Annotated in this window: 14 protein-coding genes, 1 tRNA gene and 1 pseudogene; 7 read left to right on the top strand and 9 right to left on the bottom strand. The window is 68.5% G+C overall.

The features are described from left to right. Position 1: 1 nt before the first annotated feature. Positions 2-553, bottom strand: coding sequence for a GMP synthase subunit A (locus tag ACFQEV_RS16080; protein ID WP_379698207.1), 552 nt, complete (start codon positions 551-553; stop codon positions 2-4). 140 nt (positions 554-693) lie between these two features. On the opposite strand from ACFQEV_RS16080, the gene ACFQEV_RS16085 reads away from it, so the two are divergent. After that, entirely contained in the window at positions 694-1,743 is a 1,050-nt protein-coding gene (locus ACFQEV_RS16085) for a flippase-like domain-containing protein (protein WP_379698210.1), read from the top strand. A 6-nt stretch (positions 1,744-1,749) separates the two neighbouring features. On the opposite strand, the gene ACFQEV_RS16090 is transcribed toward ACFQEV_RS16085, so the two are convergent. Both ACFQEV_RS16090 and ACFQEV_RS16095 read right to left on the bottom strand, forming a co-directional pair. Beyond that, positions 1,750-2,235 carry a VOC family protein gene (locus tag ACFQEV_RS16090; RefSeq protein WP_379698213.1) on the bottom strand — a complete coding sequence of 162 codons (486 nt, stop codon included), beginning with the start codon at positions 2,233-2,235 and terminating at the stop codon, positions 1,750-1,752. Between the two features lie 58 nt (positions 2,236-2,293). Further along, the gene (locus ACFQEV_RS16095; protein ID WP_379698215.1) at positions 2,294-2,866 is read right to left on the bottom strand and encodes a DUF7097 family protein; all 573 of its coding nucleotides are present in this window, start codon (positions 2,864-2,866) and stop codon (positions 2,294-2,296) included. 144 nt (positions 2,867-3,010) lie between these two features. Here ACFQEV_RS16095 and ACFQEV_RS16100 point away from each other — a divergent pair, with 144 nt between their 5' ends. Together ACFQEV_RS16100 and ACFQEV_RS16105 are read left to right on the top strand one after the other, a co-directional pair. Beyond that, the gene (locus ACFQEV_RS16100) at positions 3,011-3,355 is read left to right on the top strand and encodes a DUF192 domain-containing protein (RefSeq protein ID WP_379698218.1); all 345 of its coding nucleotides are present in this window, start codon (positions 3,011-3,013) and stop codon (positions 3,353-3,355) included. A gap of 83 nt (positions 3,356-3,438) precedes the next feature. After that, positions 3,439-4,998 carry a (R)-citramalate synthase gene (locus tag ACFQEV_RS16105; protein WP_379698221.1) on the top strand — a complete coding sequence of 520 codons (1,560 nt, stop codon included), beginning with the start codon at positions 3,439-3,441 and terminating at the stop codon, positions 4,996-4,998. 111 nt (positions 4,999-5,109) lie between these two features. On the opposite strand, the gene ACFQEV_RS16110 is transcribed toward ACFQEV_RS16105, so the two are convergent. After that, positions 5,110-5,289, bottom strand: coding sequence for a hypothetical protein (locus ACFQEV_RS16110; protein ID WP_379698224.1), 180 nt, complete (start codon positions 5,287-5,289; stop codon positions 5,110-5,112). Positions 5,290-5,453: 164 nt separating this feature from the next. Here ACFQEV_RS16110 and ACFQEV_RS16115 point away from each other — a divergent pair, with 164 nt between their 5' ends. Then, positions 5,454-5,918, top strand: coding sequence for an SRPBCC family protein (locus ACFQEV_RS16115; protein ID WP_379698227.1), 465 nt, complete (start codon positions 5,454-5,456; stop codon positions 5,916-5,918). A 153-nt stretch (positions 5,919-6,071) separates the two neighbouring features. Here ACFQEV_RS16115 and ACFQEV_RS16120 read toward each other — a convergent pair. Continuing rightward, positions 6,072-6,156: transfer RNA gene (locus ACFQEV_RS16120), tRNA-Ser, on the bottom strand. 103 nt (positions 6,157-6,259) lie between these two features. Here ACFQEV_RS16120 and ACFQEV_RS16125 point away from each other — a divergent pair. Beyond that, positions 6,260-7,210: an AAA family ATPase gene (locus tag ACFQEV_RS16125; RefSeq protein WP_379698230.1), complete on the top strand. Its 951-nt coding sequence runs from the start codon at positions 6,260-6,262 to the stop codon at positions 7,208-7,210. Here the strand turns inward: ACFQEV_RS16125 and ACFQEV_RS16130 are convergent, their stop codons facing one another. From ACFQEV_RS16130 to ACFQEV_RS16145, 4 genes are read right to left on the bottom strand one after another with little or no spacing between them, the layout of a single operon-like run. Next, complete coding sequence (locus ACFQEV_RS16130) at positions 7,211-7,750, bottom strand: DUF7519 family protein (RefSeq protein WP_379698233.1); 540 nt, start codon at positions 7,748-7,750, stop codon at positions 7,211-7,213. Next, the gene (locus tag ACFQEV_RS16135) at positions 7,747-9,021 is read right to left on the bottom strand and encodes a DUF58 domain-containing protein (protein ID WP_379698236.1); all 1,275 of its coding nucleotides are present in this window, start codon (positions 9,019-9,021) and stop codon (positions 7,747-7,749) included. Before ACFQEV_RS16135 ends, ACFQEV_RS16130 begins: the two co-directional genes overlap by 4 nt. Beyond that, positions 9,018-9,614: a DUF7269 family protein gene (locus ACFQEV_RS16140; RefSeq protein WP_379698239.1), complete on the bottom strand. Its 597-nt coding sequence runs from the start codon at positions 9,612-9,614 to the stop codon at positions 9,018-9,020. Before ACFQEV_RS16140 ends, ACFQEV_RS16135 begins: the two co-directional genes overlap by 4 nt. Then, on the bottom strand, positions 9,611-10,552 hold the full coding sequence (locus ACFQEV_RS16145) for a DUF4129 domain-containing protein (protein WP_379698242.1): 942 nt from the start codon (positions 10,550-10,552) through the stop codon (positions 9,611-9,613). The genes ACFQEV_RS16140 and ACFQEV_RS16145 overlap by 4 nt, the downstream gene beginning before the upstream one ends. Positions 10,553-11,093: 541 nt before the next feature. On the opposite strand from ACFQEV_RS16145, the gene ACFQEV_RS16150 reads away from it, so the two are divergent. Together ACFQEV_RS16150 and ACFQEV_RS16155 are read left to right on the top strand one after the other, a co-directional pair. Then, positions 11,094-11,894, top strand: coding sequence for a helix-turn-helix transcriptional regulator (locus ACFQEV_RS16150; RefSeq protein WP_379698245.1), 801 nt, complete (start codon positions 11,094-11,096; stop codon positions 11,892-11,894). Positions 11,895-12,224: 330 nt separating this feature from the next. Then, positions 12,225-13,913 (top strand): annotated as a pseudogene (locus tag ACFQEV_RS16155) (ATPase, T2SS/T4P/T4SS family); the annotation flags it as partial. Positions 13,914-14,411: the final 498 nt, after the last annotated feature.

Genomic DNA, 14,411 nt, shown 5'->3' on the forward strand with positions numbered 1-14,411 from the left:
ACTACTGTTCGCAGATGCCGAGGAAGTTCTCGAACACCGCTTGGCCCTCCTCTGTGTGAGCGACTTCGGGGTGCCACTGGACGCCGTACAGGTCGCGGTCGGTGTCGCTCATCGACTCGATGCCGCAGACGTCGCTCGTTCCGGTGTGGACGAACCCCTCGGGGAGTTCCTTCACCTCGTCGGCGTGACTCGCCCAGACGCGCGTCTCCGGCGCGAGCGACCCGACGAGGGGATCCTCGTCGTCGAGGATTTCGACGTTGACGTCGGCGTACCCGCCGTAGTCGCCCGACCCCACCGCGCCGTCGAGTTCGGCGGCGAGGATCTGCATCCCGAGACAGATGCCGAGGACGGGAACGTCGAGTTCGAGGTAGTCCGCGCAGTTGCCGATGCGGTCCATGTCGGGACCGCCGGAGAGGACGACGCCGTCGGCGTCTATCTCCTCCGCGGGGGTGTCGTTGTCGAGGAGTTCGACGTCCACCCCGAGGTCGCGGAGCGCCCTGTGTTCGAGGTGGGTGAACTGACCGTGGTTGTCGATGACGACGATGCGGGTCATCAGTTGCACACCGCTAGTCGGGAAGCAGACAAAAAGCGTCCGGAACGCCTCGGCGGGGAGGCGTCGCCGAAGTCGGACGGTTCGGCGTCGTTCCGGGGAAACCCCGACAGGTAAAGTTCTCCGCCCTCTTGCGTGGGGACGTGGACACACCCGGCGTCCGTTCGTACACGCGCCTCCGACCGGCGGCGAGGGCGGCCATCGGTCTCGTCCTCGCCGTCGCCGTCCTCGCGGTGTTCGTCTGGTTCACCGGCGGCGTCGCCGTGCTTCGGGCCATCTCGCGGGCGGACCCCGGCCTCGTCGCCGTCGGGAGCGTCGCGGGCGTGGCGGCGATTCTCTCGTGGGGGGAGGCCCTCCGGCGCGCCCTCGGCGGGACGAGACCCATCGGCGGCCTGAAGTACCGCCTCACCTACCTCTCGGGCGACTTCGCCCGGCAGGTGCTCCCGATGGGACGCCTGAGCGGGTCCGCGATAATCGCGTACGCGGTGAGCAGACCGTTCGACTACGAGTACGAGGAGGGACTCGCCGCGGTGACCGTCACCGACCTCCTGAACCTCGTCTCCGCCATCTCCCTCTCGACGCTCGGCCTCGCCATCGTGTTCCTCCGCGCGGGCGTGGGCGACGTGCGGACGTTCCTCGGCGGCCTGACCGGCGCACTCGTCGTCGCCGTCGGCGTCGTCGCGTTGGTGACCCGGCGGCGACGCGCCGTCGAACGCGCCGTCGAACTCCTCTCGGGCATCGTCTACCGCGGCGCGGTTCGCCTCGGCGTCGAGTCCGTCGCCCGTCGGTTCGAACCGGAGACGATGCGCTACCGCGTCGCGAGTTACTTCGGCGCGTTGGACGCCGTCGCGGACGACAGGCGGCGCGTCGCCGCCACGGCGTCGTTCGTCGTGGTCGGGTGGATGGCGTTCGCCGCGTCGTTGACGGCGGCGGCGGCGGCGTTGGGCGTCGGCGTCCCGTTCGCCGCGGCGTTGTTCGCCGCGCCCGCCGCCGGCCTCGTCGGGTGGTCGCCGCTTCCCGGCGGGACCGGCGGCGTCGAGGTGGCGGTCACCGCCGGGTTGGTCGCCGTCGCCGGCGTCTCCGTCGAGTCCGCCGCCGCCGTCGCACTCCTCTACCGCGTCTGCAGTTACTGGGTCGTCGTCGCCGTCGACGCCCTCGCGACGGGTCTGCTGACGGCCCTCGAAGCGAGCTGACCCCTTTCAGAGCGACTCCGGGTCGAACCGCCGGTTCTCGCCGTCCCACTCCGACCTGTCGTTCTCCTCGCGGGTGTCGAGGTACACCTCCACGCCGTTGCCGTCCGGGTCGTCGAAGTACAGTGCTTTGCTGATGCGGTGGTCCACGGGGGCGAACTCGACGCCGCGGTCGGCGAGGCGTTCGGCGGTCCGCCGGAGGGCCTCGGGGGACGGCACCTCGAACGCGGCGTGGTAGAGGCCGACGCCCATCCCCGGCCCGGACGCCTCCGGACCGACCGCTTGGAGGGCCACGTCGTGGTGGTGGTCGCCGAAGGTGAGAAAGGCGTAGTTCACGTAGCGTTCGGCGACGGAGAGGCCGACGACGTCGCGGTAGAACGCGACGGCGCGGTCGATGTCGCGGACTTTGAGGTGAACGTGTCCGAGTTTCGAGGGCGCGGCCTCGGCGGGCGTCCCCCCGGTGGGCGTCTCGTCGGCGGGCGCGTCGTCGTCCATACGGCGGGTACGCGTTCGACCGTCAAGACGTTCACTCCCCCGGACGGGCGGACGGCCCTCACTCGTCGCCGAACCGGTCCGCGGCCGACTGGAAGCCGAACTCCGCTTGTTCCTTCGTCCGGCGTTCCTCGCGCGCGGCGAACGCCTCCGGGTCGGGCGAGGCGTCGTCGTCGATGCGGGCGAACGACTTGTGGACCTTCGTGTGACACCACCGACAGAGGGCGACGGTTATCTCGTGGTTCGGTTCGTCGGCGTCGCGAGACGAAGCCTCGCGGCCCGACGAGCGTCGCTCGTCGACGTCGCTACTGCTCCCGTACGACAGGTGATGTTCCTCCAACAGCGGTCTGCTATCGGACTCGTGGGCCATCCGGACCTCTTCGAGTCCGCACCGGACGCACTCGCGCCCGTCGGTGGTCGAACGGTAGTGCGGGCAGTCGCGCCAGTCGCACTCCTCGTCGGCGACGAGGCACTCGTAGTCGTCGGCGCGGCGCGCGGCGGCGAACGCCGGGTCGTCGCCCGCCCTGTCGAGGGCGAACCGGCACCGCCCGTCGCCCGTGAGGTGGTCGCAGACGCCCGCGTGGTCGTACGGGTCGTCAACCCCCACGGGCGTCCCGGTGGGCGTCTTCTCCATGTCCGTCGCTTCGGACTCCGGAGGCCTTCGTTCTTCCGTCGCGAGGCGGCGGGGCGTCCGCCGGAGTCGGAGCGACCGTCCAGCCGGTTATCCGACACGTACGCGACCTGAACTGTTTTGTAGGACGACCGCAGAAGGCAACGCGTGCAGGTCGAACACCTCCGAAACGGGAACACACGAACGCTGGCCGCAGACGTCGACGTGGCCGACTCCTTCCTCGCGAAAGCCCGCGGGCTGATGTTCCGCCGGGACGTCCCCGACGACTACGCCCTGGTCTTCCCCTTCGACGACACCGACAGGCGGAGTCTCCACATGGTGTTCGTTCCGTTCCCCATCGACGCCCTCTGGCTCTGCGGCGGCGAAGTCAAGAAGAAGAAGCGCCTCTCCGCGTGGACGGGCGTCGGGTTCGGCGTCGCCGACACCATCGTCGAACTCCCCGCGGGGGCGGCCGACGACGTGGACGTGGGCGACACGATTCGCATCGAGTGAGGCGCGAATCCGACGGACAAAATCTGTCGGGAGGGGTCGTTTTAAGTACATCCACGGCAACGGAGTGTGTGAGCACATGACTCGTGGTCGATTTATTCGGGGGTAACCCCAACAACACCCCTACATCCGTTTTGGATTCAGACGACCGGGTACAGCTTCTAGACACGACTCTGCGCGACGGAGAGCAAGCGCCGGGTATCTCGCTGACGCCCGACGAGAAGGCGGACATAGCCCGCGCTCTCGACAGGGCCGACGTCCCGTACATCGAGGCCGGTAGCGCCTGCACCGGCGAGGGCGAACGCGAGACCATCCGCAAGGTCACGTCGCTCGGACTCGACGCGACGGTGACGAGTTTCGCCCGCGGCGTGCAGAACGACGTCGACCTCGCACTCGACTGCGACGTGGACGGGGTGACCATCGTGGTCCCCGGAAGCGACAAGCACATCGAGCGAAAGGTCGGCACGACGCACGACGAGGTGGTCGAGAAGACCCAAGCGCTCGTCGCCTACGCGAAGGACCACGGCCTCTGGGTCGAGGTCATCGGCGAGGACGGGTCCCGCGCGGACCTCGACTTCCTCGAACGCCTCATGCGCGCGGCGTACGACGCGGGCGCGGACCGCCTCTGTTACGCCGACACCGTCGGACACGCCAGTCCGGAGACGACGTACGAGTACGTCGCCCGCCTGGCGGACATCGGTCCCACGTCCACCCACACCCACGACGACTTGGGGTTGGGGATGACGAACGTCTACGCCAGTCTGGCGGCGGGCGCGGACCTCGTCCACGCCACCGTCAACGGCATCGGCGAACGCGCGGGCAACGTCGCACTCGAAGAGGTCGCCATCGCGCTGTCGCACTGCTACGGCGTCGAGACGGCGAAACTCGACGAGCTGTACGACCTCGCACAGAAGGTGGCGATGGCGACGGGCGTGCCCCTGCCGCCGAACAAGGCCGTCGTGGGCGAGAACGCGTTCACCCACGAGAGCGGCATCCACACGGACGGCACGCTGAAGGACGACACGATGTACGAACCGTACCCGCCGGAGACGGTGGGTCGGGAGCGTCGCCTCGTCCTCGGCAAGCACGCCGGCCGCGCGGGCGTCCGTGCCGCACTCGAAGAGCACGGCGTGGACGTGAGCGAGGAGGAACTCGCCGCCGTCGTCGAACGCGTGAAAGCGCTCGGCGACCGAGGCAAGCGCGTCACCGACGCGGACTTGCTCGCCATCGCCGAGGACGTACAGGGCCGCGAACGCGACAGGCGCGTCGAACTGGTGGACCTCACCGCCGCGTCGGGCGGCGGGACGCCCACCGCGAGCGTCCGCCTCCGCGTGGATGACGAGGAACGCGTCGCCTCGGGCACGGGAAGCGGACCGGTGGACGCCGCCGTCGAGGCGGTTCGCTCCGCCCTCGGACCCGACGCCGACGCGCAACTGGACTCCTACCACGTCGACGCCATCACCGGCGGCACGGACGCCGTCGTCACCGTCGAGGTGGAGATGAGTCGCGGCGACCACTCCGTCACCGTCGCCGCGTCGGACGCGGACATCACCCGCGCCAGCGTGGACGCAATGGTGAACGCCCTCGACCGACTCCTGCAGGCGGAAGCCGAGGAGTCGAAACCCGCGCCGCAGGCGGACGACTGACCGGGGTCGCCCGGTAGTCGGGCACCTCGCCCGGCGACTCGTTCTCCCCGACGCCGCACGCCGCCAGCGACCGCTCTCTCGTCCGTCGATAGCGGCGAAGAGTCGAAGCCGTCAGCGGTCCGCTTCGGCGACGAGGTGGGTCCGTCCGGGGCGTCGCTCGAATCGAACGTCCATCCCTTCGAGGTTGGACCGCGCGAACTCCGCTACGTCCCACGTGGAGACGTCCGTCACGTCGATTCGTTGCGTCTCGCTCGGACGGACCGCTCGTTTCTCGACTGTCTTCGCGTGCATACTTTCACTACGGCGTGAAATGATATGTACCTCAGCCTAGGAGAGTGAAAGTAAAAACCGACCGAGGGCGCTGGTGCGGCCCAGAGATGGTACGTTCGTGGTAACTTCCGCCCGAGGGGGTCGAGCGCGCGGTTCAATATCTCGCGTCGCCTCCTAGAGCGGCGATGAAGCGAATACAGACCGAGATGGACATCGACGCGCCGCCGGAGGCGGTGTGGGACGCCCTCACCGACGTATCGGCGTACAGCGAGTGGAACCCCCAGACGGTGTGGGCGTCCGGCGAGGTTCGGGAGGGGGGCGAGGTGGCCCTCCGGGTCGAACCGAGTCGGTCGCGCCCCGCGACGCTCAAAGCGCGCGTCGAGACGGTCGAACCGGAGCGAACGCTCGTCTGGACGGCCCGACTGCCCGTCCCCGGCCTGTTCGCCGCCCGCCACGCCTTCGAGTTGGAACCGCGGCCGGACGGCGGCACGCGCCTCCGAAACACCGAGACGCTCTCGGGACTCCTCGTGCCGTTCGTCGTCCGGAAGGACGCGGAACGGGACTACCACGCGATGAACCGCGCCCTCGCCGACCGGTCGAAGTCGGTGGCCGTCGGGGGAAGCGACGGAGCGCAGAAACGCGCCGCTTGAGGGTCGAGTCTGCGAGAACGCGCCGGGGGTGAGATTGTGAACCTCACTCGCTCACTGCGTTCGCTTGCTGGTTCAAATCTCAGTAGGGCGCACAACGCACGTCACGCGTAGCGAGAGACACGGAGGTCTCTCGCCGGGTGACGTTCGGAGAAGCGCCGAGGGTGAGATTTGAACTCACGTGTCCGAATGGACAGTAGATTTCGAATCTACCGCCTTGGCCGGGCTAGGCTACCTCGGCTTGCACACGTTCGTAATCGCGGGGTTCATTAATCGGTTTCGATTTTCGCAGACATCGGGGGCGTGACCCAGACTACTAAGTCGCGTGCGGACGCGTGACAGGCATGGACATCCCCGACGCGAGCGAAGCGTGCAACGAGGTACTCCGCGAGGTGTCGCGGGCCGTCGTCGCCGACAATGCGTTCCTCGAACGAATCCTCCTCGGCGTCCTCGCGCGCGGTCACGTCCTGATAGAGGACGTGCCCGGGACTGGCAAGACGCTCACCGCCCGAAGCGTCGCCACCGCCCTCGGCCTCTCCTTCTCGCGCGTGCAGTTCACGCCGGACCTCCTCCCCTCGGACGTCACCGGGACCAACATCTACAACGAGTCGGACCGCACGTTCGAGTTCTCCGAGGGCCCCATCTTCGCGAACGTGGTCCTCGCCGACGAGATAAACCGCGCGCCGCCGAAGACGCAGGCCGCGTTGCTGGAGGCGATGGAGGAGGGGCAGGTGACGGTGGACGGCGAGACGCACGCCCTCCCGGACCCCTTCTTCGTCATCGCGACGCAGAACCCCGTCGAGAGCGAGGGAACCTTTCCCCTCCCGGAGGCGCAGGTGGACCGCTTCGTCGTCAAGACGGAGGTCGGCTACCCCGACGTCGACGGCGAAGTCGAACTCCTCCGCCGCCGCCTCGGACGGGAAGCGCGGAGCCCCGAGGTGGGGTCCGTCCTCCGCGGCGACGACGTGGCGGAACTCCGCCGCGCCCCCGAGGCGGTGCGCGTGGACGACGACGTGCTCAGGTACGTCGCGGACGTGGCGCGGGCGACTCGCACCGACCGGCGCGTCGAGGTGGGCGTCTCCCCCCGCGGGACGCAACGACTGCTCGAAACCGCCCGCGCGCACGCCGTCCTCGCGGGCCGCGAGTACGTCACCCCCGACGACGTGAAACGCGTCTCCCCGTCCGTGCTGGCGCACCGACTCGTTCTCACGCCGGACGCGCAGGTGAACGACATGCGGAAAGCCGACATCGTCGCGGACGTTCTCGAACGCGTCGCGGTGCCGACGCTCGACTGATCAGCGCCGGCGTCCGCGTCCGACCCTCCGGTCGGACTCGCCGCTTCCGCGAAGCGCGGAGACGAGAGCCACCGCGCCGAGGAGCAACAGGACCACCGCGGAGACGGGTTGGCCGCCGCCGACGGCGAGGTAGACGGCGTAACAGACGGCGGACCCGAAGACGCCGACGAGGAGCGTCGTCGCCGCGTGGACGGCGACGAGGCGCGAGGAGTCGGTTTCGCGCCCGAGTTGCTCGCCGACGCCGAGGGCGTGGTCCGCGGTGTCCCACGCGAACGCGGTTCCGAGCGCCGCCAGAAGCACGGGTTCCGGGGGGCCGCCCCGCACGCCCGCGAGGAGGACGCTCGCGAACAGGGCCGCGGCCCCCCACGTGAGGAGGCGGCGCGAGGCGCGGTAGAGGCCGACGCCGAGGAGGAGGACGCCCGCCGCCGCCGGCGCAACCGCGCTCTGCGATGCGAGCGTCGCCGAGACGAGGGTGACCGTCGCCGCGAGGAGGGCGAGCGACGACCCGAGGACGGGCGGCGAGCGGGTTATCTCGCTCACGCGGACCACCGCCGCGCGGCGCGGGCGAGTTCGGTCGCGAGGGGTTCCTCCCCCCAGTCGAGGACGCGGATGCCGGCCCGTCTGAGCCCGTCGATTCGGTTCTCGCGCTCGATTCGGGCGAGGCGGCGTCCCGGACTGTCACCGGCCGTCGGGTCCGGGCTGACAACGGTCACGAGGTGGCCGTAGGCGTCGATGCGCCGGGCGGTGAGCGTCGCCACGTCGTCGGCCAGCGGAGAGAAAAAGAGCACCTGCGCGTCCGTCGGGAGGCGGCGGCGGAGGCGGCGGATGGAGACGGCGACGAAGTACGCCTCCTCGGAGGGCGTCGGCGCGAGTGCGGGGTGAGAGCCGAACAGTTCGCGGGCGCGGACGCGGTGGTCGTCCCCCGTCCCGGGCGGGAGCCAGCACTCGTGCGGCGAGAGGGCGGCGACGCCCACCCGGTCACCGCTATCGAGGAGCGACGAGAAGGCCTGCGTCGCGGCGTCCACGCTCCGTTCGACGGCGTTCCGGTCGCCCTCGGCGGGGGCGACGTACGCCTCCTCGCGGGCGTCCACGAGGAGGACCACCGTCGCGGCGCGTTCCTCCCGGAACTCGACGGTGCCGAGTTCGCCCGTCTTCGCCCGGCGCTTCCAGTCGATGCGGTTCAGCGGGTCGCCGTGGCGGTACTCGCGGGTGGCGAAGAACTCCAGTCCGACCCCCGAGACGTCCGTCGCCACGCGACCGGTGTACTGCGTCGTGAGGCCGCGGAGCGGTAAGTCCGCCGTCGCCCCCAGCGAGGGGGTGCACCCGAGCACCGTCGCCGTCTCGGCTTCGAACTCCGCCGTGCGCTCTTCCTCGCCGCTCGGACTGCGGACGACGGCCGTCAGCGGTCCCCACTCGTGTTCGCCGCGGACCGCCTCCACCGCGTACGAGAACGTCGCCGACGCGCCGGGTCGGAGGGCGGTTCCGAGGCGCGCCGACCCCTCGACGACTTCCAACGCGGGCGGCACCTCGTCCACGAGGCGGAGGTCGGTCAGCGTCGCGTCGCCGGCGTTCGTCACCGTGACGGTGACCGTCACCCGTTCCTCAGCGTCGGGGGAGTCGTCGCTCAGTTCGCGCGTCAGTTCGAGCGTCGGCGTCGGCGCGCCGCCGAACCACGCGTAGGCGGTGTAGGCGACGCCGAGACCGGCGACGAGGAGCAACGACGGCCGCTGAGCGACGACGCCGACGGCACCGGCGACGAGCGCCGCGCCCTCGATTCCGGTCCACCGGTTCGTCTCGAAGGAGTTCATCACGCCTCCCTCCCGTCCCGCGCGCGTCGGGGCGCCTCGGACTGCCGCCGGTCGCTCTCGTCTCGGAGTCGTTCGACCGCCGCGACTGCCCGCGTCGCCCGGACCGTCGAGACGTCACCGCGGACGGCGAGGCGGAGGCGGGTTCGGAGGGGAACCGACGCGTCCGCGCCGAGGTACCGCGCCGCCACGGGGTCGTCGGTCCACGACCCCTCGTCGATTCGCGCCTCGGCCTCCGCCTCGGTGCAGTTGTCCCGGAGGACGAGCGTTCGAACCGCGGCGTCCCGGATTCGCTCTCGGACGCCGGAGGACCCGCGCGTGCCGCGCCACCCGCCCGACGCGGAGAGTTTCCGGTCGGCGTCCTCGCCCGGAACCGGAACCCGGTACCGACGCTCCGTGTCGCCCGTCTCCGTCTCGAAGACGGTCACGTTCCGCCGCCGCAGGGCGTACCGGAGGCCCTGAACGCCCGCGATGAGGCCGACGAACGTCACGAACAGGGACGTCGCGCTCAGTCCGGGGACGGCGTACCCCGCCAGACCGGCGAGGCCGCCGAGGACGAAGACGCCGCCCGCCGCCGCGGTCAGGTCGGACGCGTTCACGTCTCGGCCCCCGCGTCGGCGTACGTCGATTCGATTCGGCGGAGCGCTTCGACCGCCCGCGCCTCTCGCTCCTCGGTCGGCGCCTCGCCGCCGTAGCGCACGTCCTCGAACAGATGAGTGAGTTCGTCCACGTCGTCGCGCGCCATCCCGGCGGCCGCCGCCGCGTCAGCGAACTCGCCGGGCGTGCTCGCTTTCGGGTTCGAGATGTCGAGGAGATCGGTCATCTCCCCCCACGCGCGGTACACCTCGTTCTCGACGTCGGCGTCGCGTTCGATTCTGTCGGCCGCCGCGCCCGCCGCCCGCCCGATGTCGCCGACGTCCACCTCCGGTTCGTCCTCCTCCTCGGCGAGGGCGGCGTCGGACGCCTCGTCGTCGCCCGTCGAGAGAAAGAGGAGGGCGACCGCTCCGACGAGTGCGAGGGCGAGGACGAGGCCGAAGACGACGCTTGGGGCCGTCAGTTGCCCGTCGCCCGAACCCGGAACCCCCCCGCCGCCGCGGGGCACCGAGACGTTCGGGAGTTCGCCCCCCGGCGCTGCGCCGAGCGACGACCCGCCGACCGAACAGACCGTCAGAAACGCCCACAGCACGTACCCCGGAACGCCGAACGAGACGAGGACGGCGGCGACGGGGAGCGCCGACCGCGTCTCCCTGTACGTCGCGGCGACGAGTCCCGCGAACAGAGCGAGAAGGGCGAACATCACCAGCGGACGGGTGAGAAACGGGATGCAGACGGGGGCGAAGAGCGCTCCGCCCGATCCGCCCGTTCGACCTGGACCGAACCCGTCCGCCGTCGTCGGTCCGGCACCGGTCGCGCCCGAGGATCCGACCCCGCCGCCCGTCCCGCCGGTCACTGCCGTATCGATGGTGGCCGCCGCGACGCCGAGGGCGACGAGTGCGAGGAGGGCGAGGGCGAGCGTCCGACCGGCCGAACGGTTCACGACACGGGATACCGCGACGCACGATAAAGTAGTTTCGAGCGAGGACAGTCCACCGGAGACGAATCGGACTCGCCGAGCGCCGCGCCGCACGTCTCAGGTCCCTCTCGCAGCAGCCGACTCCGGGGGCTAAAGTTAAATCGGGGTGACACGAAGGCGAAGACGTGTCGGTCGTCGGACTCGAACGGAACGCTCAAGTGTGCGGTGAACAGCCCGTCAAACGGCTACTACCGCGGTCTCGTTCTCTCTACAGAAATCGTTCCAGACTTGCTGGAATTTTCGATTCGGGGTGGAACTTTATTGTCAAACTAAGTAAAGGTTAAAGTAGTCGTGCTGAGTATCCAAAATTGTCTCCGGGACACCTCCCCGTGCAGGAGTGTCGTGGAGATACGACGGCCCCGAAACCCCCCAAAGACCCTGACCGGTGTGCCGGGACGAACTCTCCCAACCGGGGGACGCCGTTCCCCGTCCCCGTTCTTCGGCCCTCCGAGCGAATCGATTCTCTCCGCTGGGTTTAGGTTCACCCGTTCCCGATTGGCCTTTTATGAGCAGTAGAGAGCGTGAATCGTTCGTCGAATTCGTCACGAGTTCCGCCACCCGTGAGTCGGTCCTCTGTCGAGTGGCGGACGCGCCCGCGACGACGCAGACCCTCTGTGGCGAACTCGACGGGAGCGAATCCGGTATCTACGCGGCTACCAGTCAACTCGAAAAGAAGGGTCTGCTCCGGCGCGAGGGCGACGAGTGGTCGCTCACCGGCCTCGGCCTCGTCGTCCGGGAAGTCGTGACCGACCGCCGCAAACTGGACGACCTGCTCCGGGCGAACAGCGACTACTGGCGGACACACGACGTGACGGCCCTGCCGAAGGCGTTCCGGTGCCGACTGCAGTCGCTTCTGAAGTCGGACGTGCTTCAGGTGTCGGACGCCGACCCCGCGGGCATCGTCCGCCTCATCCGCGAACGTCTCGTCGAATCCAAGCGAGTCGACGTCGCCGCGCCGGTACACTTCCCGGACCTCGGACAGACCCTCAGGGAGGTGTGCGCGGAGTATCCGGGCCGCCTCCTCGTCACCGAGGCCGTCATCGAGGAGATTCGACGCCACGACGGCGGCGAGGTGCCGGTGCCGGAGAACCTCTCGATTCGAATCGCCGACATCGACTTCGCCCTCGCCGTGACGGACGGGATGTCGTTCCTCTCGCTTCCGACTCTCGACGGGGAGTACGACGCGAGGACCGAAATCGTGGCCGACGACGACGAGTCCAACGAGTGGGCCCTGGACCTGTTCGAGTGGTCGTGGCGGCGGGCGATGCCCATCGAGGAGCACTCCGTCCCGACGCGTCGCATCTGAATCCGCCTCGCCGGTCTTCCCCGGTCCTCGCTCTCTACCCTACCCTCCCTCGACTCGTTCTCCGCGTCCGCCTCCTCCCTCCGTCGCACCAACTCCGGAATATCCGTTCTCACGTTCTATACTCTTCCTCTAGTCTGAATTTGACATTCGAGTGTTATGTGCTGATTTATTCGCACCGTCTCCCGAATCCTCGCGCCTCGGTGAGTCTATCGGGAGGTCCCGCCGACGCCATCCGATTATCAAACGCGAAACTGTTCCTCTATCCTTAAATACCGAGACGAGCCAAGTCGTCGTCATGTTCGGAGCGAGGACCGTCGCGCGGAGGAGTCGATGAGTCGCGGGCCGACGCTCTCCGTCGGGGGGACGGGGGCGGACGAGGCGGACGAACGGGTACCCGCGCCCGTGCCGCCGTCGGACGGCGACGCGTGGTACGCGCCCGACGTTCGGGCGCAGTACGAAGTCGCACCGGGCGTGGTGACGACGGTGCGCGACGACGCCGACGGCGTCGGGTTCGTCTACGAGGTTCGAGAACCCGGGTTGGGGCCCCGCGAGGAGGAGGCCCTCGAAGCGATTCGGTCGCACTTCTCCGTCGTCAACCGGCGGCGACCGCTCACCCGCGAAGGCACCGCGGAACGCGCATCGGGCGGCGTACCGCCGAAGTACCGCCGCGTGTTCGACCGACTGCTCGACGCCTCGCCCGCCGCCCGGCGGCGCATCGAGTACTACGCCCTCAGGGAACTGCGCTTGCTCGGCGAGGTGACCCCCCTCGCACTCGACGACCGAATCGACGTGGTGGACGTGGGAGACGAGGACGGGAGCGGTTCGCTCGTCGTCCACACGCGGAACTACGCGCCCGCGGTCACCGAGTACCGCGCCGACGCCGAGTTCGCCGACAGAGTCGCGGGCGAACGGCTTCGACACTACACCGTCCCGTTCTGCGGGTTCGACGTGGACGTGGTCGTCTACCGCGAACACCTCCTGGGTGACGACCGGTTCACGACGAAGTACGCCGTCCTCGAACCCGACCTGCTCCCCGGCGACGAGGAACTCATAGACGAGTGCAAGGAGCGAATCTGGGAGGCGAACGTGGACGAAGTCGTCGAGGACAGACGCGCGTTCGTCGCCGAACGCGCCCGGCGGTTCCTCTCTCGACAGCTCACCGCGCGCAACACCCGCGCGTGGGTGGAGGCGACGGAGTACCGCGTTCGGACCGCACTCGCCGAGTACGGTCTGGCCGTTCCTCCCGTGGACCGGCGGTTCGCCGAGGACCGCTTGGACGACTTGGTGTACTACGTCCTCCGCGACTACGTGGGCGAGGGCGTCCTCACGATTCCCATCCGAGACGGGCACCTCGAAGACGTAGAGGCGAACCGCGTCGGCGAACGCGTGAAGGTCATCCCGCGCGCGGGCATCGGCGACGTTGACGAGACGCTCTGCATCTCGTCTGCCAACCGGAACGCTTCGCGTTCCGGTGACGTCGCCGAAGGGACTTCGGCGGGACGACAGACTGGGTCTGTCGACGGGAACCGCGTGCCGACGAACCTCGCCTTCAAGGACGAGACGAGTTTCGTCAACGTCGTCACCCAACTCGCGGCGTCCGACGGTGTGGAGTTGAGCGCGAGCCAACCGTCCGCGAAGGTGAACTACCGGCCGGAGGGGCGAGGCGGCGATGCGGGCACGGACGACGGAGGCGAGACGATTCGCTGCGCCGTCGCCCTGCCGGTCATCTCCGAGGGCGGCCCGCACGTCTCCATCCGCAAGCAGTCCGCGGAACCGATGACGCCCGTGGACTTGGTCGAACTCGGGTCCCTCCCGACGGAACTGGTCGCCCTGCTGTGGATGCTGTACGAACGCCACCGCGTCGTCCTCTTCTCGGGACCGACGGGCGTCGGGAAGACGACGCTGATGAACGCGAGGAGTCAGCATCTACTAGTAGATGGTTGTTCTGACCAGCTACAGCATCGCACCAGTGATTGCGATAAGCGTCCCTATCACAGCGATAACCAATCCAGAATTTCGGCATGAACGTTCAATAGAGAGGGTCAGTAGCTCTACTAAGATTCTCTGAGCGCGGGTCCCACGAAGGAATATTTGTTCGTCCCCGTTTGGATACTCAACTTGGATTTGTGCTGCCACGTTCTTCACCTTAACCGGCAGTCGGTCGGGCGGCTCATCCAGTCCATGAGAATCCACATAATCAACTAGTTCCCTCGAAACACGGCGATTCTCGATAGTAAATCGATTGCCCGCAGCGCTCTCTTTTACGCGCTTCCTCAGTTCAAATAGGTCACGAGTGGCAGGTGCATTTTGGTAAAATCGGCGTCGAATGGGTCGGTCTAAGTCGGGTACGACACGGACAAAGGTCCCTACCCCCGTCAAGAGAATACCAATAGCGGATACGATTTGACCCAGCATTCGTCTTTACGGATTCTGCTAGCCATTATGAATTTGTCTGACACCGTACCCAGTGACCGAGACCACACTACAAGGTGTGAACGCGCTGATACCGCGTTCTCG

The organism is Halopelagius fulvigenes, from assembly GCF_042662625.1.
Classification (GTDB): domain Archaea; phylum Halobacteriota; class Halobacteria; order Halobacteriales; family Haloferacaceae; genus Halopelagius; species Halopelagius fulvigenes.

Excerpts from the sequence above, each read along its gene's own strand:
- ACFQEV_RS16110 (WP_379698224.1), bottom strand. The coding sequence starts at position 5,289 with ATGCACGCGAAGACAGTCGAGAAACGAGCGGTCCGTCCGAGCGAGACG.
- ACFQEV_RS16095 (WP_379698215.1), bottom strand. The coding sequence starts at position 2,866 with ATGGAGAAGACGCCCACCGGGACGCCCGTGGGGGTTGACGACCCGTAC.
- ACFQEV_RS16115 (WP_379698227.1), top strand. The coding sequence starts at position 5,454 with ATGAAGCGAATACAGACCGAGATGGACATCGACGCGCCGCCGGAGGCG.
- ACFQEV_RS16150 (WP_379698245.1), top strand. The coding sequence starts at position 11,094 with ATGAGCAGTAGAGAGCGTGAATCGTTCGTCGAATTCGTCACGAGTTCC.
- ACFQEV_RS16090 (WP_379698213.1), bottom strand. The coding sequence starts at position 2,235 with ATGGACGACGACGCGCCCGCCGACGAGACGCCCACCGGGGGGACGCCC.
- ACFQEV_RS16125 (WP_379698230.1), top strand. The coding sequence starts at position 6,260 with ATGGACATCCCCGACGCGAGCGAAGCGTGCAACGAGGTACTCCGCGAG.
- ACFQEV_RS16080 (WP_379698207.1), bottom strand. The coding sequence starts at position 553 with ATGACCCGCATCGTCGTCATCGACAACCACGGTCAGTTCACCCACCTC.